At 67.6% G+C, this 17,410-nt stretch carries 22 protein-coding genes; 8 read left to right on the top strand and 14 right to left on the bottom strand.

All coding sequences use genetic code 11. The features are described from left to right. Positions 1-66: 66 nt before the first annotated feature. From rpsG to KF796_04125, 7 genes are all read right to left on the bottom strand, one after another. Entirely contained in the window at positions 67-540 is a 474-nt protein-coding gene (gene rpsG, locus KF796_04155) for a 30S ribosomal protein S7 (GenBank protein ID MBX3585815.1), read from the bottom strand. A 141-nt stretch (positions 541-681) separates the two neighbouring features. After that, a complete protein-coding gene (rpsL, locus tag KF796_04150) occupies positions 682-1,059 on the bottom strand; it encodes a 30S ribosomal protein S12 (GenBank protein ID MBX3585814.1) in 378 nt (125 codons plus the stop codon). Positions 1,060-1,212: 153 nt separating this feature from the next. Continuing rightward, on the bottom strand, positions 1,213-2,406 hold the full coding sequence (locus tag KF796_04145) for a D-alanyl-D-alanine carboxypeptidase (GenBank protein MBX3585813.1): 1,194 nt from the start codon (positions 2,404-2,406) through the stop codon (positions 1,213-1,215). Between the two features lie 10 nt (positions 2,407-2,416). After that, a complete protein-coding gene (locus tag KF796_04140) occupies positions 2,417-3,046 on the bottom strand; it encodes an alpha/beta hydrolase (protein ID MBX3585812.1) in 630 nt (209 codons plus the stop codon). 4 nt (positions 3,047-3,050) lie between these two features. After that, entirely contained in the window at positions 3,051-3,389 is a 339-nt protein-coding gene (locus KF796_04135) for a (2Fe-2S) ferredoxin domain-containing protein (GenBank protein ID MBX3585811.1), read from the bottom strand. Then, complete coding sequence (locus KF796_04130; GenBank protein MBX3585810.1) at positions 3,386-4,507, bottom strand: VanZ family protein; 1,122 nt, start codon at positions 4,505-4,507, stop codon at positions 3,386-3,388. The genes KF796_04135 and KF796_04130 overlap by 4 nt, the downstream gene beginning before the upstream one ends. Positions 4,508-4,515: 8 nt before the next feature. Next, positions 4,516-4,944 (bottom strand): CopD family protein, encoded by a 429-nt coding sequence (locus KF796_04125; protein ID MBX3585809.1) that lies wholly within the window; start codon positions 4,942-4,944, stop codon positions 4,516-4,518. Between the two features lie 276 nt (positions 4,945-5,220). On the opposite strand from KF796_04125, the gene hemB reads away from it, so the two are divergent. From hemB to KF796_04110, 3 genes are all read left to right on the top strand, one after another. Further along, on the top strand, positions 5,221-6,225 hold the full coding sequence (gene hemB, locus KF796_04120; protein MBX3585808.1) for a porphobilinogen synthase: 1,005 nt from the start codon (positions 5,221-5,223) through the stop codon (positions 6,223-6,225). A gap of 61 nt (positions 6,226-6,286) precedes the next feature. Further along, positions 6,287-7,447, top strand: a complete 1,161-nt coding sequence (locus tag KF796_04115; GenBank protein ID MBX3585807.1) for a magnesium transporter CorA family protein — start codon at positions 6,287-6,289, stop codon at positions 7,445-7,447. A gap of 151 nt (positions 7,448-7,598) precedes the next feature. Continuing rightward, a complete protein-coding gene (locus KF796_04110) occupies positions 7,599-8,153 on the top strand; it encodes a hypothetical protein (protein ID MBX3585806.1) in 555 nt (184 codons plus the stop codon). Positions 8,154-8,319: 166 nt separating this feature from the next. Here KF796_04110 and KF796_04105 read toward each other — a convergent pair whose 3' ends face one another. Then, entirely contained in the window at positions 8,320-8,619 is a 300-nt protein-coding gene (locus KF796_04105) for a DUF4148 domain-containing protein (GenBank protein ID MBX3585805.1), read from the bottom strand. Positions 8,620-8,823: 204 nt separating this feature from the next. Between KF796_04105 and KF796_04100 the strand changes: the two genes are divergently transcribed. Continuing rightward, positions 8,824-9,711, top strand: coding sequence for a LysR family transcriptional regulator (locus KF796_04100; protein MBX3585804.1), 888 nt, complete (start codon positions 8,824-8,826; stop codon positions 9,709-9,711). Between the two features lie 96 nt (positions 9,712-9,807). Here the strand turns inward: KF796_04100 and KF796_04095 are convergent, their stop codons facing one another. From KF796_04095 to KF796_04080, 4 genes are all read right to left on the bottom strand, one after another. After that, a complete protein-coding gene (locus KF796_04095) occupies positions 9,808-10,458 on the bottom strand; it encodes a glutathione S-transferase family protein (protein MBX3585803.1) in 651 nt (216 codons plus the stop codon). A gap of 10 nt (positions 10,459-10,468) precedes the next feature. Next, positions 10,469-11,320, bottom strand: coding sequence for an amidohydrolase (locus tag KF796_04090; GenBank protein ID MBX3585802.1), 852 nt, complete (start codon positions 11,318-11,320; stop codon positions 10,469-10,471). 100 nt (positions 11,321-11,420) lie between these two features. Continuing rightward, complete coding sequence (locus KF796_04085; GenBank protein MBX3585801.1) at positions 11,421-12,104, bottom strand: dienelactone hydrolase family protein; 684 nt, start codon at positions 12,102-12,104, stop codon at positions 11,421-11,423. Positions 12,105-12,115: 11 nt separating this feature from the next. Further along, positions 12,116-12,715: a 2-hydroxychromene-2-carboxylate isomerase gene (locus KF796_04080; protein MBX3585800.1), complete on the bottom strand. Its 600-nt coding sequence runs from the start codon at positions 12,713-12,715 to the stop codon at positions 12,116-12,118. A 49-nt stretch (positions 12,716-12,764) separates the two neighbouring features. On the opposite strand from KF796_04080, the gene KF796_04075 reads away from it, so the two are divergent. The 4 genes from KF796_04075 (at position 12,765) to KF796_04060 (ending at position 16,194) form a co-directional block, all read left to right on the top strand. After that, positions 12,765-13,568: an SDR family oxidoreductase gene (locus tag KF796_04075; GenBank protein ID MBX3585799.1), complete on the top strand. Its 804-nt coding sequence runs from the start codon at positions 12,765-12,767 to the stop codon at positions 13,566-13,568. Beyond that, positions 13,568-14,053, top strand: a complete 486-nt coding sequence (locus KF796_04070; GenBank protein ID MBX3585798.1) for a MaoC family dehydratase — start codon at positions 13,568-13,570, stop codon at positions 14,051-14,053. Before KF796_04075 ends, KF796_04070 begins: the two co-directional genes overlap by 1 nt. Beyond that, the gene (locus tag KF796_04065; GenBank protein MBX3585797.1) at positions 14,053-14,685 is read left to right on the top strand and encodes an NAAT family transporter; all 633 of its coding nucleotides are present in this window, start codon (positions 14,053-14,055) and stop codon (positions 14,683-14,685) included. The genes KF796_04070 and KF796_04065 overlap by 1 nt, the downstream gene beginning before the upstream one ends. A gap of 105 nt (positions 14,686-14,790) precedes the next feature. Further along, a complete protein-coding gene (locus tag KF796_04060; GenBank protein MBX3585796.1) occupies positions 14,791-16,194 on the top strand; it encodes an esterase-like activity of phytase family protein in 1,404 nt (467 codons plus the stop codon). Here the strand turns inward: KF796_04060 and KF796_04055 are convergent. Beyond that, positions 16,161-16,754: a cyclic nucleotide-binding domain-containing protein gene (locus KF796_04055; GenBank protein MBX3585795.1), complete on the bottom strand. Its 594-nt coding sequence runs from the start codon at positions 16,752-16,754 to the stop codon at positions 16,161-16,163. The two genes, KF796_04060 and KF796_04055, sit on opposite strands and share 34 nt — an antisense overlap. Continuing rightward, on the bottom strand, positions 16,733-17,398 hold the full coding sequence (locus KF796_04050) for a membrane integrity-associated transporter subunit PqiC (GenBank protein ID MBX3585794.1): 666 nt from the start codon (positions 17,396-17,398) through the stop codon (positions 16,733-16,735). The genes KF796_04055 and KF796_04050 overlap by 22 nt, the downstream gene beginning before the upstream one ends. Between the last annotated feature and the right edge of the window lie 12 nt (positions 17,399-17,410).

Genomic DNA, 17,410 nt, shown 5'->3' with positions numbered 1-17,410 from the left:
TGATCTTTCGTTGAAAAGGGGACAGGCCCGCTCGTGGCGGGCCCGTTTTCCATATGGGGACGGTTCTTAGAAGCGGAAGTGGCTGAATGCCTTGTTGGCTTCGGCCATGCGGTGCACTTCGTCACGCTTCTTCATGGCACCGCCACGGCCTTCCGTGGCTTCCATCAGTTCGTTGGCCAGGCGCAGGGCCATGGACTTCTCGCCGCGTTTGCGGGCGGCTTCCTTGATCCAGCGCATCGACAGGGCCAGACGGCGCACGGGGCGCACTTCGACGGGCACCTGGTAGTTCGCGCCGCCAACCCGGCGGGACTTGACCTCGACCATGGGCTTGACGTTGTTGATGGCGATCACGAACGCTTCCAGCGGGTCCTTGCCGGGGTTCTTCTTCTCGATGAAGTCGAGCGCACCGTAAATGATGCGCTCGGCAACCGCCTTCTTGCCGCCTTCCATGATCACGTTCATGAACTTGGAGAGCTCGACATTGCCGAACTTGGGATCCGGCAGGATTTCACGTTTAGGGACTTCGCGACGACGTGGCATTTTTCACCTCTTTGCTTCAGTTGGCACCCTTGCAGGTACCGCGAGAGCCATTCAGGACCCTCACTTACTCGACCCAACAGCGGGTCACTACGCCTGATTTGCCTGCCAGGGCAATTCAAGCACCAATTGACGACAGGAAAATTACGCTTTCTTCGGGCGCTTGGCGCCGTACTTGGAGCGGGACTGCTTGCGGTCTTTCACGCCCTGCAGGTCCAGCGAACCGCGCACGATGTGGTAACGCACACCGGGCAAGTCCTTGACACGGCCACCGCGCACCAGCACCACGGAGTGCTCCTGCAGGTTGTGGCCTTCGCCGCCGATGTAGGAAATGACTTCGAAGCCGTTGGTCAGGCGGACCTTGGCCACCTTGCGAAGCGCCGAGTTGGGCTTCTTCGGGGTGGTGGTGTACACACGGGTACACACGCCGCGGCGCTGCGGCGAGTTTTCCATGGCCGGGCTTTTCGAGTTGATCTTTTCGACCTCCCGACCCTGGCGCACGAGCTGGTTAATGGTTGGCATTGATAAAACGTCCCTAAACGTCTGAAAACAAATCCCCGCGATGCGCGGGGCACACAAATTTCCCGCCCCAAAAGCGGAAAAGCTTTCCAGTATAGCTTCCCAAGGGAAATCCCGCAATGGGGACGCTTTGAAAGTTAGTGGGTAATCACACTTTTATTTGATCCAGAGCCGGATCCCGTCCCAGGCGCGGCCCAGCAAGCCCGCCTGGTCCACCGACTCCAGGGCCACCAGCGGCACGTCCAGCAGCGGCTGGTCATTGGCCAGCACCTTCAGCGTGGCCACGGTCTGCCCGCGCACGAACGGCGCCACCAGCGGATCGGGCCGCGCCACCTGGGTCTTGATCTTGCCGGCCGTGCCTGCCGGCACTGCCACCACTATGGCCTGTGGCAGCCCGATCTTGAGCGTGCTCTGGGCGCCCTTCCACACATCGGGCGTCACCACGGGCTGGTTGGCGTCAAACAGCTTGACCGCCTCGAACGCGGTGTAACCCCAGTTCAGGAGCTTCTGCGACTCGTTGGCGCGAGCGTTCTCGCTCGCGGTGCCCAGCACCACCGACAGCAGGCGGCGCCCACCCCCCATTGCGCCGGCCGCGCCGGCGGGCGCGAGGTTCGGGAAGTCGCGCCTGGCCGTGGCGATCAGGCAGTAGCCGGCGGCGTCGGTGTGCCCGGTCTTCAGGCCATCGACCGAGGGGTCGCGGAACAGCAGCAGGTTGCGGTTGGTGTCGTTGGCCGCCGGCGTGCCGGGGTAGCGGTATTTGCGGATCGAGTAGTAATGCAGGTACTCGGGAAAGTCGTGCATCAGCCGCGTGGCCAGGATGCTCAGGTCGCGCGCCGTGGTGGTGTGCCCCGGCTCGGTCAGGCCTTCGGGGTTCTTGTACGTGGTGGCCTTCATGCCCAGCGCCAGCGCCTGCTCGTTCATGAGCTGCACGAAACGCTCGACGCTGCCGCCCACGCCCTCGGCCAGCGCCACGGTGGCGTCATTGCCGGACTGCACGATCATGCCCTTGATCAGGTCGTCCACCGGCACCTGCATCTTCGGGTCGATGAACATGCGCGATCCGGGCATCTTCCAGGCCCGCACGCTCACGGACAGGGTCTGCTGCAGGTCGATCTTCTTGGACTTGAGCGCGCCAAACACGAGGTACTGCGTCATGAGCTTGGTCAGCGACGCGGGCTCGACCGGCGTGTCAATCTCCTTGGCCGCCAGCACCTGGTTGGCCGTGACGTCGAGCAGCAGGTAACTGCGCGCGGCGATCTCGGGGGGTTGTGGCATCTGGGCGGAGGCGAGGCTGCAAGCCAGCGCCAGGAATGGCGCGGCCAGCGCCTGCAGTGTGCGTGTCAGGGTCATGAGGGGGGAATCAGGAACAGAGGTGGCGAACCACCAGATTTTTCAGAAGCGGCAATTGTCCGTGAAAGAAGTGCCCGCCACCAGGAACCACGGTAACAGGCAGTGACTGTGGCCGGGCCCAGTCCATCACGGCGGCCAGCGGCACGGTGTCGTCGGTCTCGCCATGCACGACCAGAGCGCGCTCCAGCACCTGCGACGGCAAGGCCGGCACGCTGAAGCGCGAGGCCGCGGTGCCCACCAGCACCAGGCTCGCGACCTCCCGGTCGGGCAGCAGGCGCGCGAGCGCGCCACAGGTGACAAAGGCGCCGAAGGAGAAGCCCGCGAGCGCCAGCGGCCCGCTGGCGGCGGCGCCATGGACCACGGCCAGCAGGTCGTCCACCTCACCCCGGCCCTCGTCGTGCGTGCCGGCGCTGGCGCCCACGCCCCTGAAGTTGAAGCGCAGCGCGACCCAGCCACACTGGACAAAGGCGCGCGCCAGCGTCTGCACCACCTTGTTGTCCATGGTGCCGCCAAACAGCGGGTGTGGATGGGCAATGACCGCGGTGCCGCGCACGGTGGCCCCGGCAGCGGGCGAGTCGCGCAGCGCCTCGATGGCGCCCGCGGGCCCGGCGAGGCTGAAACGCTCGGTCTGCGCGTTCACGGCGTCAGCGCCCCAGGTGCGGCGGCGTGAGCAGGCGTTCGACCACCTCGCCCTTCTGCAGGTGCGACGTGACGATTTCGTCGATGTCGTGCTCGTCCACATAGGTGTACCAGACCGCCTCGGGGTAGACCACGGCGACCGGGCCGGCCGCGCAGCGGTCAAGGCAGCCCGCCTTGTTCACCCGCACCTGGCCGGGCCCGGACAGGCCCAGGGCGCGCACCTGCGCCTTGCAGCGGTCAAAGGCCGCCTGGGCCTGGTGGTGGGCACAGCAGTCTTCGCCGTTTTTCCGCTCGTTCAGGCAGAAGAAGATGTGGCGTTGGTAGTAGGACGGGTCGGCACTCATGCACCCATTCTAGTTTTGGCCTCGCTGCGCGACACCCGCACCAGCACATACACCAGGGCCGCATAAGGCCAGAGCCAGCCCAGCCACTGGGCCAGGCCGTTGAAACGGATAAAGCGGCCCTGCTCCCAGGTCTGCAGGGTCTGCGCAAAGTAGGCACTGGCCGGGGCCTGGTTCAGCAGGCTCAGGTGGACCACCAGCGCCAGCAGCAGCAGGGCCGCGCTGCCGCGCCGCGGCAGCGGCAGCAGCAGCAGCCCCACCACCATGCCGGCGACCAGCCCGGCCCGCTCGGCCACGCCCAGCCAGGCCCAGGCGTGGGACGGCCCCCAGCTCAGCGCAGCCGACAGGGCCGTGGCGCCGGTGCCCACCAGGATCACGGCCAGCATGAACAGCAGGCGCCGGGCCGCGGGCCGGATCACGCAGTAGCCCAGCAGGACGGGAATCAGCGCGCCCAGTAGCACGCACAGCAGTTCCACGCCGGGCACCAGGGGTTGAAGTTCCACGTCACGCACCGGCAGCCACTCCAGGAACGGCGTGTCGGCCAGCCACTCGGTGAGGCCAAACTCCAGCCGCTCCAGCACCTGCCCCAGGCCGAAGGGCACTGCAGCCGGGAACAGCAGGGCCACGGGCCACAGCGCGAGCAGCACCAGCGCGCCGCGCGCATCCTGCACGAACCAGCGCTCGCGAAAGCGGCTCCAGCGCGCGATGACGCCCAGTTTTTCCAGCGCCCAGGCCAGCACCGCGCCCAGCCAGGCGCCCAGGATGTTGAGGGCCAGGTCCACATTGGACGCCACCCGCGACGGCAGGTAGCTTTGCAGCATTTCCATCGACAGCGACAGCGCCGCGGCCGCCAGCGTGGCCAGCGTGACCGCGCGCACGCCGGTCCAGCCGCCGCGGCGCATGGCGCTCAGCGCCAGCAACACCCCCAGCGGGCCATAGCCGGCCAGATTGGCAGCCACGTCAAAGCCCGTCCAGTATTTGGGCAGGGGCGCGGGCAGAAAGGCCCAGGGCGCGATGCCCTGGTCGCGCCAGCCATCAAACGGGTACAGGCTGGCGTAGACGATCAGCGCCACGTAACTCAGCGCCAGCGGCCAGGCCGAGGTCTTGTGGGTGGCACTCATGGCCCACGTCAGAAGGGCTTGACGACCACCAGCACCACCGCGAGCAGCAGCAGCAGCACCGGGATCTCGTTGAACCAACGGTACCAGCGGTGGCTGCGCCGGCTCTCGCCAGCCTGCAGCTTGCGCAACATCACGCCGCAGCCGTGGTGGTAGCCGATGACCAGCAGGACCACCGCCAGCTTGGCGTGCAGCCAGCCATTGCCCGGCCCGCGGCCAATGCCGTAGCCCAGCCACAGCCACAGGCCAAAGCCCAGCGCCGGAAAGGCCAGCAGCGTGGTGAAACGAAACAGCTTGCGCGCCATGAGCAGCAGCCGCTCGCGCTCGGCAATCGACTCGGGCGGCACCAGGGCCAGGTTGACAAAGATGCGCGGCAGGTAGAACAGCCCCGCGAACCAGCTGGCGACAAAGACGATGTGGAGTGATTTGACCCAGAGCATGCCCGCAGTGTAGTGGGCCGGGCAAAAAAAACCCCAGCACAAGGCTGGGGTGGGAAGCCTTTTTGCTGTCACACATTAAGGCACCCGCTCAGGGAGGAAAAGCGGGGAGTGGCAAGCCACCCACCCCTAATTTAACAAACCGGCCGGTCGGTTTCAAGGGCACAGCGGCATTTACCTGGACAGAAGGCGCATTAGGTCGCGGTTTTGGGGCCCGGATTTCAACCTGGCGACGCCCCACCGCCACAGCCCGCGGAGGGATCAGGCACAATTTTCGCCATGACGCTTCACGCCCCCTACCCGATCGGCCGGCCGCGCCGCCTGCGCCGCGACGAATTCACCCGCAACCTGGTGCGCGAGAACGCGTTGACCCCGCATGACCTGATCTACCCCGTCTTTGTGCTGGACGGCCAGGACCGCCGCGAGGCGGTGACCTCGATGCCCGGCGTGCAGCGGCTCAGCCTGGACCTGCTGCTGCCGGTGGCCGAACAGTGCGTGGAGCTGGGCGTTCCGGTGATGGCGCTGTTCCCGGTGATCGACCCGGCGCTCAAGACGCCCGACGGCAAGGAAGCGCTGAACCCCGACGGCCTGGTGCCGCGCGTGGTGCGCGAGCTCAAGCAGCGGTTCCCCTCGCTCGGCGTGATGACCGACGTGGCGCTCGACCCCTTCACCAGCCACGGCCAGGACGGCCTGCTGGACGACACCGGCTACATCCTCAACGACGACACCGTGGCCGTGCTGGTGCAGCAGGCCCTGACGCAGGCCGGGGCCGGCGTGGACATCGTGGCCCCCAGCGACATGATGGACGGGCGGATTGGCGCGATCCGCGCCGCGCTCGAGTCGCGCGGCGCGATTCACACCCGCATCATGGCCTACAGCGCCAAGTACGCGAGCGCCTTCTACGGCCCGTTCCGCGACGCCGTGGGCTCGGCCGCCAACCTGGGCAAAAGCAACAAGAAGGTCTACCAGATGGACCCGGGCAACAGCGACGAGGCGCTGCGCGAGGTCGCCATGGACATTGCCGAGGGCGCCGACATGGTGATGGTCAAGCCCGGCATGCCCTACCTGGACGTGGTGCGACGCGTGAAGGACGAGTTCCGCGTGCCCACCTTTGCCTACCAGGTCAGCGGTGAATACGCCATGCTCAAGGCTGCCGCGCAGAACGGCTGGCTCGACCATGACGCCGTCATGATGGAAAGCCTGCTGGCCTTCAAGCGCGCCGGCGCCGATGGCGTGCTGACCTATTTCGCGCTCGCGGCCGCCAAACTGCTACAAAACAAATAGCATGGAGTGGCCGCCAGTCAAGGACTACAGGCCTGTTTGACCCATAAAACCCGGGGGCCACGTGCAAATCATCGAATTCACCGCCGACAGCCTGCGTTTTGTGGACAGCATTCCGGCCGAGCCGCCCGGCGACGGCTTTGTCTGGGTCTTCCTGGAGCGCGACGAATTTGAATCAGCCCGGGCCCAGCTGCAGCAGGCCGCCCAGCAACTGGGCGGCTCGACACTGCTGGACCTGCACGGCCAGGACCTGGCCAGCCCGGCGCACCCCTCGCACTACGACTACACCTCGGTCTACGACCTGGTGATCTTCCGGCGCCTGGCCACCCAGAGCGAAACCCAGGCCGAAGCCGAGCACGAGGCCGCCATCGAGGCCTACCACGGCCAGGGCAGCGCGCCGCGCAAGCCCAGGGCCCGGCGCGGCGGCATGCCCGCGTTCAGCCGCATCAGCTCGCGCGCCGTGGGCTTTGCCGTGTTCGACCGGCTGCTGATCAGCGTGCACCCGCGCGGCTGCTACGCCGCGCGCAGCTTCGTGGAGCGCTTCCTGGCCGACGCCAAGTTCAGCGTGGACGCGGTCTCGTCGCGCAGCCGCCTGCCCACCCACCCGGCCGATCTGGTGCTGCGCATGATCAACGCCATGGTGGACAGCTACCTGGACCTGCGCAAGGAACTCACGCGCCAGCTCGAACACTGGCAGGCCGAGCTGCTCAAGCCCAACACCCGCTTTGACAACTGGGGCGCGCTGATGTCGGCGCGCAGCCAGCTGCACGTGCTGGAAGACCTGTGCGACGAGCAGCACGACGCCATGCAGGAATGGCTGGACAGCCTGCGCGAGCAGCCGCTGTCGTCCTTTTCTGCCGACGCGCGGCTGGCGCAGAACGCCCAGGACCAGCTGGTGGCGCGCGCGCGCGACGTGATCGAGCACATCGAGCGCGTGGTGCACCACGCGCGCCGGCTCGAGCAGTCGGCCGAGACCGTGGTGCAGATCCACTTCAGCGCGCAGAGCAACCGCACCAATGACATCATGCGCACGCTGACCGCGCTCACGGCCATCTTCCTGCCGCTGAACCTGATCGCCGGCATCTTCGGCATGAATTTCGAGTTCATCCCGCTGATCCACGTCGAGGGCGGCTTCTGGTGGGCCATGGCCTCGATGGTGCTGATCGCCGTGGCCCTGCTGGTGGTGTTCTGGCGCAAGCGCTACCTGGCCCGCACCGAGCGCTAGGATGGGTAGCGAATAACCTTGCGTAGTTGATCTGGCTGACGACAATGAGCCGTGTGGTGCTGGTTTAATCAAGTCCATTGGGACTGCGCATTTCACTTGGCGTGGGACTCCAAAATAGGGGTCAAGTTTCATTACACAGAGCCAAAAACGCATGCAGCCAATTCAAACGCTCTACAAAGGTTATCGCTTTCGATCGCGCCTCGAAGCACGTTGGGCAGTGTTCCTCGACGCCTTGAATGCGAAGTGGTCGTATGAGACGGAAGGCTATGACCTGAGCGGTACTTGGTACTTGCCAGACTTCTGGGTTGAGGACTGGAACGTCTGGATTGAGATCAAGGGCAAACCAGCTTCCGACGAAGAAGCGAAGAAGTGCAATCTCCTTGCTTTTGCATCAGGGAAGAACGTACTCCTAATTACAGGCAATCCCTGGATCGAGAATGAGAGGAACAGCTACGACGTCACCTTGTTCGGTCGCGAAGAGTTCGATCACAGCGGAACGTCGGGCTGGGAGTTTGGTGAAGGTCGCAGGTGCCGAGATGAGATCTGGTTGGTCTCAGAGGACTATGGCGCTTTCACTCTCAGGTCGGTTCCCCACGAGCGAGATGACAAGTATCCGTTAAGCGGCAACTACGCGGAGAGCATCGTGACGGCACTAGCTTCTGCCAGAGGCGCCCGTTTCGAGCATGGAGAGTCCGGCGGGGCCTAACAGTCCTACTAACCCACCTGCCCGACAAACAATCTCAGGGTCAAAATCGACAGCATACAGCCTTGGTTCTCGGTTGCCTTGGCCAAGTCCGGACACGGCAAAGCCCGATCCCTTGCGGGACCGGGCTGGCATATCAGGCCCGCTCGTGGCGGGCCAGGCGCGTGGCTTACAGGACGGAGGCTTCGCCGTAGGAGATCTGGCCCAGGCGCACGGCCTCGGCGGCTTGCGCGCGCACCGTGGCGCGGTCCACCGACGAGTTCAGGGGCGCGGCAACGCGCGAACCGGCCGGCTCGGTGCCATGGGTGCGGGCCACGACGGCGGCTTCGGCCTGGACTTCAGCGCGGGTGCGCGTGCCGTTGAATTGCACGGCAAACTGCGAAGCGTCGGCTTCGTCGGCCTGGGCCACGGAGCCGAAGGCGGCGAGGGTGGACAGGGCGGCCACGGCGAGGAATTTGGATGCGTTCATGATGGTTCTCTTTCAAAAGTTAAAACAGTCGCTATCTGAAAGGAACCTCGGGCGGAGGGTGCCGGTCTCAAGGCCGGCATCGCGTCTGAAGTTCTCTTCTCTTTCAGGTCTGCAAACACTGCATTCCTGTGAGAAGCAGATGCGCATCAAGTTGCGTTCTTAAACAGGCCAAAACCGAACCAGTGCGTTTCGCCGCCGGAAACAATGGACACCCTCGAACTGATCCGTACCTTTCGTGAAGTCGCCAACCGCGGCAGTTTTTCCATGGCCGCCAAGACGCTGGACGTGTCCAAGGCCAATGTGAGCAAGTACGTGGCCGAGCTGGAAACCCGGCTGGGCGTGCGCCTGCTCAACCGCACCACGCGCACCGTGAGCCTGACCGATGCCGGCACCCTGCTGCTGGAGCGCAGCACCCCGCTGGTGGAGATGATCGAGCTCACGCGGCTCGAACTGCAGCACCGCGCCAGGCTGCCCAGCGGGCGGGTGCGGCTCACCGCGCCCTACGGGCTCGCGCAGTTTGACCTGCCGCAGCTGCTGGGCGAGTTCATGATCCAGTACCCCGAGGTGCGCATCAGCCTGGACCTGAACAACCGGGTGGTCGACATGGTGGACGAGGCCATCGACATTGCGCTGCGCGTGGGCCGCATCACCGATTCCAGCCTGATCGTGCGCAAGCTCAAGCGCATCGAGTTCCTGGTCTGCGCCACGCCGGGCTACTGGGAGCAGCGCGGCCTGCCGGCCCACCCCGACGACCTGGCCGACCACGATGCCCTGACCTACTCGCTGCTGGGCAGCCAGCCCGAATGGCGCTTCGAGATCGATGGCGTGGCCCAGGCCGTGCCGGTGCGCAGCCGCATGGATGCCACCGACGCGGGGCCGCTGGTGGGCCTGGCGCTGCAGGGCCTGGGCGCCGTCTGCCTGCCGCGCCTGATGGTGGAGCAGCACCTGCAAAGCGGCGCGCTGGTGGCCACGCTGGCGGCCTACTCGCCGCGGGATGTGTGGCTGTACGCGGCCTACACCCAGCGGCGGCACAACAGCGCCGCGCTCAGGGCGCTGCTGGCGTTTCTTGAGCTGAAGTGGCGCGAGGACTGAGCCGTCAGACGCCGCCGGGCCGCCCCGAGGCGGCTGGAGCCCCCTCGGGGGGCAGCGCAGCACACGCAGTGGCAAGCGTGGGGGCCTTGCGCCCTGTCAGACGAACGGCGGGGTGAGTTCTTCGCGCGCCAGCACCCGCTGCACCGCGGGCCGTGCCAGCACCCGCTGCAGGTAGGGCCCCAGGTGCGGCCGCTCGCGCGCCGGATGGGCCGCGAAATGGCGCGTCCAGCGACACAGCGTGAACACATAGGCATCCAGCGCGCTGTAGGCCGCGCCGCCAAACCAGGGCTGGCCATGGCGGGCCAGCTCGGCGTCGAGCTGGTCCAGCATGCCGCCCACCTTGCGCGCCGCATGGCCTTGCAGGCTGCGCGCCGCGACGGCGTCGCCCGCGTCCACCCAGCGCTCGGGGTAGAAGTAGACGATCAGCGCGGCCTGCAGCGTGTTGGTCAGCCACATCAGCCACTTGTAGAAATGCGCGCGCCCCACGCTGCCCAGTGGCGGCGCCAGCGCGGCCTGCGGGTGCGTGTCGCACAGGTGCAGAACGATGGCCGCCGTCTCGTACAGCACCAGATCGCCGTCGGTCAGCACCGGGATCAGGCCGTTGGGGTTCATGGCGAGGTAGGCCGGCGTCTTGTGGGCGTTGACCTCGCGGTCCACCAGCACAGGGGCAAAGGGCACGGCCAGTTCTTCCAGCAGGATGTGCGGCACCATCGCCGCGGTGCTGGGGTAGTAATGGAGCTGGAGCATGGCGGGGATGCTACTTCAGCCCGAACAGCCCGGCCCCGTTGTCCCAGGCGATCTGGCGGGCCACGTCGGCCGGCAGATCGCCCAGCCACGCGCGGTAGCCCTTCATGAGCTCGTCGTAGGCCTCCCAGCGCTGGTTGACCCAGGTGTCGGAGCCGATCATGAAGCGCCCCGGGTACTTGAGCAGCAGCGCGCGCCACTCGGGGCACAGCGTGCCGCCGGCGCAGGTCAGGCCGGGGCGGTACGACAGCTCACCCATGAGCAGCGGGTATCTGGCAAGCAGCGCGTCCACCCGCGGCGCGGGCGTGCCACCGATGCCGGTGTGGGCCCAGATGAGGCGCAGCTTCTGGCCCCGGCTGGGCGTGTGGGCCATGAGCAGGTCGATGGCGGTGTCGTCCACATGGGCGAGCACGGCCAGGCCCTTGTCTTCGGCAAAGGCCATGAGCTTCTTTGCCACGGGGCCGTTGGCATTGCCGCTGTCGTACAGGTGGAATTCGCCGATGCCCTTGAACGGCCCCGCGGCGGTGCCGCGCGCGTACTCGGCCTGCACCATCTCGTGGATGGACTCGTCGCGGTACCAGTTGTCGTAATCGGCGCGGTTGCGGTACAGCCGGATGAAGGGCACCACCGTCACCCCGGCCGCGCGCGTGAGCGGCGATTCGGCCAGCGCCTTGGTGCCGTCGTTGGGCCGGCTGTTGGCCACGATGGCTTTCACGCCGTTGCGCTGCATGCGCGCCAGCACGTCGGCCGGCGGATGCGGGCCGGCGCGGCCGTTCCAGGCTTCCTGGTTGTAGTGCAGGTGCGCATCGAACAGCGGGCCGCTGTAGTCGGCCGCTGCGGCGGCGCTGGCCGCCAGCAGGCCAATTGCTACCAAAACAATAGCGGCCAGTGGCCGCCCCGCCTGGACTACAGCCCTGAAAGGCTTGAAAGTCGCCGCCCCCACCGCCTGCGCGCCCATGCCGGCCTCAGCCCAGGTGCTTGCGGAAGAAATCCAGGGTGCGTTCGCGCGCGGTGGCCGCCGGGCCGGCGCTGTACGAGCCGCGCTGGTCGCAGTTGAAGCCGTGGTGGCCGCTGTACAGGTGCACTTCCACCTCGGGGTGGGCCTGCTCGAAGGCCTTGATGCTGTCCAGCGGGATGTAGCTGTCCTGGTCGGCAAAGTGCGCCATGACGGGCACCTTGGGCTGGCGCGTGAGGTCGGCGCCCGTGGTCATGCCGCCGCCATAGTAGGGTGCCGCCGCCGACAGGCCCTCGAGCTGGCAGGCCGCGCGCCAGGTCAGCAGGCCGCCGTAGCAGTAGCCCACGATGCCCACCTTGCCGGCGCCGGCCGCGTGCCGGATCGCGGCCTGGATGTCCTGCATCACGCCGGGCGCGGGCAGGGCCTCGACCGCGGCCTTCAGCGCCGAGCCGGCCGCCATGTCGTCGGGCGTGTAGCCCAGGTCCACCCCGGGCTTGATGCGGTGAAAGGTGGCGGGCGCCACGGCCAGGTAACCGGCGGCGGCATAGCCGTCGGCCACCGAGCGGATGTGGGGATTGACGCCGAAGATTTCCTGCAGCACGACCACGCCGCCCCTGGGCGCGCCCTCGGGCTGGGCCACGTAGGCCGGGAAAGCCGTGCCGTCGGCGGACTTGAGTTCAATGAAAGTGCCCATGGCGGTCTCCATCAGTGGTTGAGTTGGCGTTCGACGAAATCGAGCCGGTCCTGGCCCCAGAAGATTTCGCCATCGATGACGTAGCTTGGCGCACCAAACAGCCCCAGGTCAATGGCGGCCTGGGTGTTGGCGCCGTAGCGGGCCTGCACCTCGGGCCCCTGCGACTGCGCCAGGCGCTCGGCGGGCAGGCCGTTTTCGGCCAGCAGTTCGCCCAGCAGGGCGGCATCGGCAATGTTGCGCTGCTCGGCCCAGACCGCGCGGAACACCGCGCCGCTGATGCGCAGCGCGGCCTCTTCGCCATCGTGCATCCCCACGGCAATGATCAGCCTGGCGGCCGGGTCCCCCGCCACGGGGAAGAACTTCGGCTCGATGTTCATGGGGATGCCCAGGTGCTGCGAAAAGCGGCGCAGCTCCACCAGGCGGTAGGCCTGGCGCTGCGGCGGCCGCTTGGACAGGGGCAACCCACCCGACACGGCGAACACCGCGCCCAGGTCCGCGGGCAGCACCCGCACGGTGGCGCCGGCGGCGCGGGCGATGGCCACGAAGCGTTCGTGGCCCAGGTAGGTCCAGGGGCTTTGCGGGGCAAAGTAATAGTCGACAGAGCGGCTCAAGCAGGTCTCCTCAAACGGGTGGATGGCAGCAGTTTCTTCTGATGCTGTAATGCAGGTTGTAACTTACCGGTTCAATTTCTGCAGGAGGCGGGTTTTGTCGCACAGCCACAGCAAGGTGATTCTGGTCACCGGCGCAAGCCGGGGCATTGGCGCGGCCACGGCCCTGCTGGCGGCCCGCGAGGGCTACGCGGTGGCCGTCAACTACACCGCCAACGCGGCCGCGGCCCAGGCCGTGGCCGCGCAGATCACGGGCGCCGGCGGCACGGCCATCACGGTGCAGGCCGATGTGGCCGACGAGGCCCAGGTGCTGGCCATGTTCGCGCAGGTGGACGCGACGCTCGGCCGGCTCACCGCACTGGTCAACAACGCCGGCGTGGTCGACGTCAGCCAGCGCGTGGACGAGATGAGCCTGCAGCGGCTGCGCCGCATGTTCGACATCAATGTGATCGGCTCGATGCTGTGCGCGCGCGAAGCCGTGCGCCGCATGAGCACGCGCCACGGCGGCGCGGGCGGCGCCATCGTCAACGTGTCCAGCGCGGCCTCGCGCCTGGGCTCACCGGGCCAGTACGTGGACTACGCGGCGGCCAAGGGCGCGATCGACGCCTTCACGCTGGGCCTGGCCAAGGAGGTGGCGGCCGAGGGCATCCGCGTCAACGCGGTGCGCCCGGGCCTGATCGAGACCGACATCCACGCCTCGGGCGGCCTGCCCGACCGCGTGCGTGACCTGGCCCACCAGGTGCCGATGCAGCGCGGCGGCACGGCCGACGAGGTGGCCCAGGCCATTGCCTGGCTGCTCTCGCCCGGGGCCAGCTACACCACCATGTCATTGCTGGACGTTTCCGGAGGACGCTGATGGCCCGAACCCCCGACATCTACTGGGAAGACCTGCTGCCCGGCACCGTGCGCGACCTGGGCAGCGTCACCACCACGGCCGAGGCCATGATCGCCTTTGCCCAGCAGTTCGACCCGCAGCCCTTCCACGTGGACGAACAGGCCGGGCAGGCGTCGATCTTCGGCGGCCTGTGCGCCAGCGGCTGGTTCACCTGCAGCGTGGCCATGCGGCTGCTGGTGGACAACCTGTTCAGGTACTGCGCCTACATGGGGTCGCCCGGCACCGAAAGCATCAAGTGGCTCAAGCCGGTCTACCCGGGCGACACGCTGTCGCTGCGCTTCACCGTGCTCGACTCGCGGCCCCTGCGCCGGCGCCTGGACGTGGGCATGGTCCACGCCACCTACGAGCTGTTCAACCAGGAGGGCGCCAAGGTGCTTGAGGTGGAGAACTACATCATGGTCGGGCGCCGCCACCCCGGGGAAGCCCCCACCGAACAGGGCGCCTGATGGATTTCAAGCCCCTGATCACGCTGCTGGCCATCGTCAACCCGCTGGCCATCGTGCCGTTCTTCATCCACTACACCGAGGGCTTTGACCGGGCCCAGCGGCGCAAGACCATCCGCACCGCGGCCTTCAGCGCCTTTGTGGTGATTGCCACCAGCGCGCTGCTGGGCCTGAAGATCCTCGAGTTCTTCGGCATCTCGCTGGCGAGCTTCCAGGTGGGCGGCGGCATGCTGCTGCTCATGAGCGCGCTCAACATGCTCAACGCCCAGCCGGCCGAGGCCAAGCCCCAGACCAACGAGATGGAAGAAGGCGCCGAGAAGGCCGCGCGCGGCGCCAGCATTGCCGTGGTGCCGCTGACCATTCCGCTGCTTACCGGCCCGGCCACCATGTCCACCGTGGTGATCTATGCCGAGAAGGCCCGCACCTTCATCCAGCTCGGCACCCTGGTGGGCTATGGCGTGGTGATCGGCCTGGCCACGGCGCTGTGCTTCTCGCTGGCCAACCCGATTGCCCGGGTGCTGGGCAAGACCGGCATCAATGTCATGACCCGGCTCATGGGCCTGATCCTGGCCGCGCTGGCCGTGGAAGTGATGGCCGACGGGCTGACCAAGCTGTTTCCCGCGCTGCTCCGCTGAGTTGGGCCGCGCCGCGTCCGGGGGCCAGCGCCGCGGATGTCACGGCCCTGTCATGCGAAGTTCATACGCTCGCGGGCTGTCCTTGACTCCCTCTTGCGCAACCCCATGAAACTCCCTGCCCGCTCTGTTCTGTCCACCCTTGTGCTCGGCCTGGGCCTGGCCGCCTGTGGTGGTGGCGATGATTTCCAGTACCCCGGCGAGGGCGGCACCAGCCTGCCCTACGCCGTGATGCAGAAGGTGGCCAACGCCGAGGGCACCGAGATCCGCAATGGCGGCTTTGGCTCGGCCATGGCGGGCCACCCCACGCAGCCGGGCTACTTCTACGCCATGACCGACCGGGGCCCGAACGCGGCCACGGCCGCGGGCGTGACGCCCTCGGGCATCATTTTTCTCATGCCCGAATACACCCCGCGCATTGGCCTGTTCAGGCTCACCAGCCAGGGCAAGGCCGAACTGGTCAGCACCCTCCTGCTCAAGGACCCCAAGGGCCGCCCCATCACGGGCCTGCCCAACAAGAACTTTGGCGCCACCGGCGAGACGCCCTACAACCTGGACGGCAGCGTGGTGCTGCTGGACCCGGACGGTGACGGCATCAAGGGCTACGACGAAAGCGGCCTGGACTCCGAAGGCCTGGCGGCCATGCAGGACGGCAGCTTCTGGGTCAGCGACGAATACGGCCCGCACATCGTGCATTTCGACGCCACGGGCAAGGAGATCGAGCGCATCAACCCGTTCGCCGCCGACCCCCGCAACAAGGCCGGCCGCACGCTGCCCGCCGAGCTGGCCACGCGCTGGCCCAACCGCGGCATGGAAGGCCTGGCCATCACGCCCGACGGCAAGACGCTGGTGGGCATCATGCAGTCCAACCTGTACAACCCGAGCAGCGCCATCGGCAGCATCAACCTCGCGCGCATCGTCACCATCAACCTCGAGACCGGCGCCACCGCGCAGTACCTGTACCGCCAGGACGCCGCTGGCCTGGCCAACTCCGAGATCGTGGCGCTGGGCGCGACCAGCTTCCTGGTGGTGGAGCGTGACACCGGCTTCTTCGGCATCACCGCGGGCACGGTGCGCAAGAACATCTACAGGATCGACCTGGCCAAGGCCACCAACGTGGACAAGTCCAACAGCGCGCTGCTGGCCGGCAACGCGAGCCTGAGCTCCAGCACGGGCAACGGCCTGCTGCTGGCCGGCAAGACCCTGGAGCAGACCATCAAGGACGGTGGCACGGCGGGCAACTTTGCCGCGGGCTGGGACCAGCTGGCCGCGGCCGGCATGCAGCCCGTGACCAAGACGCTGGTGTACGACGCCGTGGCCTCGCAGAGTTACCCGCACGACAAGATGGAAGGCCTGTGGGTGATCGACGCCAACCGCCTGGCCATCATCAACGACGACGACTTCGCGATCGCGCCCGACAACACCGGTGGCGTGAAGCAGAAGAAGCTGTCGGGCGGCCAGGTCGACAGCAACATGCTCTACGTGGTCAAGTTGCCCGCGCCCCTGTTCTGAATCGACTTGATCAGCTGATTGCTGGTGTTGCGCAGCCGCTGCGCCAGCAGCTGGGTGATCTTGACCAGCAGCTTGGCGCCCACCGCGGGGTGTTCGCCAATCAGCCGCGCCACGGCCTCGCGCGTGAGCACGGCGGCCTCGACCTCGTCAATCGCCACGCAGGTGGCGTAGCGCGGCTCGCCGTCGAGCATGGACATCTCGCCGATCACGGCGCCCGGGCGCAGCACGGCCAGCCGCGCCGCGCCCCGGGGGTCGCCGCCCTGGTCCGGCCCGGCCCCACCCGCGGCGGCGGGCTCGCCCGGGACCGCCACGCGGCGCTTGGTCACATCCACCGTGCCGGACAGCAGCAGCATCATCCAGTCGTCCACCGTGCCCTCGGCAATCAGCACCTGGCCGGGGCAGGCCCGCACCAGGGCCATGGCGGCGCCCAGCACATCGGCCTCGGCCGGGCTGAAGTCCTGCAGCAACGCCGACTGCGCAAGCAGGTCCGGGCGCTGCGACAGGTTGCCACAGCGGCCGCCGGGCGCCAGCCCGGGGTTCAGCGCAGTTGCTGCAGCCATTGGGCGATCTCCTGCGCCGCGGCCTCGGTGGCCGCCGTCAGGGCCTGGACGCCACCCGGCGCATCGGCGCTGGGCGCGGGCCGGCGAACCACCACGCTGCGCTGGGCCAGCAGCTTCTCGCCCGACGGGGTGTTTTCGGCGGCCGTGGCGCGCAGGCGGATCACGCCCTGGCTTACGGCCGGCGACTCGAACACCTGGCTGAACTCCTCCAGCTCCAGCCGCAGCACCAGCGGGGCCTGGCCGCCGCTGCGGGTGATGGCCGCGCCCTCGCCCACATTGAGCACGGGCCGGCGCTGGCCCAGCAGCTCGCGCAGGCGCTGGCGCACCAGCTGCGCGGGTGGCGCGCTCCAGCGGGCCTGGGCATAGGGGCGCAGCTCGTTGGCGTCGGCGTAGGCCAGCCGGTAGAGCATGGCGGTGCCGTCGAGCGCGCCGCCGGCCTCGATGTCGCCCAGCGCCACCGGGGGCAGCGGCGCGATGCGGGTCGCGGGCTGGGGCGCGGTCACGCCCGGGCCGAAGTCGTAGAGCGTGGCCCGCGTGGGCCGGTCAGGCCCGGCGCAGGCCGACAACAGGGCCGCGCCCCCAAAAATCAGGCCCAACAGGGCTGGAGTCCAGGACTGGCGGCCACAGTGTGCTATGAATTTCATAGTCAATTGCTT

Origin of the sequence: Ramlibacter sp., assembly GCA_019635435.1 — a bacterium.
Taxonomy (GTDB): Bacteria; Pseudomonadota; Gammaproteobacteria; order Burkholderiales; family Burkholderiaceae_C; genus JAHBZM01.
This window is presented reverse-complemented; position numbering and strand designations above follow the sequence as displayed.

Coding starts and splice junctions, on each gene's coding strand:
- KF796_04075 (MBX3585799.1), top strand. CDS start 12,765: ATGCAGGTTGTAACTTACCGGTTCAATTTCTGCAGGAGGCGGGTTTTG.
- KF796_04145 (MBX3585813.1), bottom strand. CDS start 2,406: ATGACCCTGACACGCACACTGCAGGCGCTGGCCGCGCCATTCCTGGCG.
- KF796_04070 (MBX3585798.1), top strand. CDS start 13,568: ATGGCCCGAACCCCCGACATCTACTGGGAAGACCTGCTGCCCGGCACC.
- rpsG (MBX3585815.1), bottom strand. CDS start 540: ATGCCACGTCGTCGCGAAGTCCCTAAACGTGAAATCCTGCCGGATCCC.
- KF796_04060 (MBX3585796.1), top strand. CDS start 14,791: ATGAAACTCCCTGCCCGCTCTGTTCTGTCCACCCTTGTGCTCGGCCTG.
- KF796_04110 (MBX3585806.1), top strand. CDS start 7,599: ATGCAGCCAATTCAAACGCTCTACAAAGGTTATCGCTTTCGATCGCGC.
- KF796_04050 (MBX3585794.1), bottom strand. CDS start 17,398: ATGAAATTCATAGCACACTGTGGCCGCCAGTCCTGGACTCCAGCCCTG.
- KF796_04100 (MBX3585804.1), top strand. CDS start 8,824: ATGGACACCCTCGAACTGATCCGTACCTTTCGTGAAGTCGCCAACCGC.
- KF796_04085 (MBX3585801.1), bottom strand. CDS start 12,104: ATGGGCACTTTCATTGAACTCAAGTCCGCCGACGGCACGGCTTTCCCG.
- hemB (MBX3585808.1), top strand. CDS start 5,221: ATGACGCTTCACGCCCCCTACCCGATCGGCCGGCCGCGCCGCCTGCGC.
- KF796_04065 (MBX3585797.1), top strand. CDS start 14,053: ATGGATTTCAAGCCCCTGATCACGCTGCTGGCCATCGTCAACCCGCTG.
- KF796_04125 (MBX3585809.1), bottom strand. CDS start 4,944: ATGCTCTGGGTCAAATCACTCCACATCGTCTTTGTCGCCAGCTGGTTC.
- KF796_04055 (MBX3585795.1), bottom strand. CDS start 16,754: ATGGCTGCAGCAACTGCGCTGAACCCCGGGCTGGCGCCCGGCGGCCGC.
- rpsL (MBX3585814.1), bottom strand. CDS start 1,059: ATGCCAACCATTAACCAGCTCGTGCGCCAGGGTCGGGAGGTCGAAAAG.
- KF796_04105 (MBX3585805.1), bottom strand. CDS start 8,619: ATGAACGCATCCAAATTCCTCGCCGTGGCCGCCCTGTCCACCCTCGCC.
- KF796_04130 (MBX3585810.1), bottom strand. CDS start 4,507: ATGAGTGCCACCCACAAGACCTCGGCCTGGCCGCTGGCGCTGAGTTAC.
- KF796_04095 (MBX3585803.1), bottom strand. CDS start 10,458: ATGCTCCAGCTCCATTACTACCCCAGCACCGCGGCGATGGTGCCGCAC.
- KF796_04135 (MBX3585811.1), bottom strand. CDS start 3,389: ATGAGTGCCGACCCGTCCTACTACCAACGCCACATCTTCTTCTGCCTG.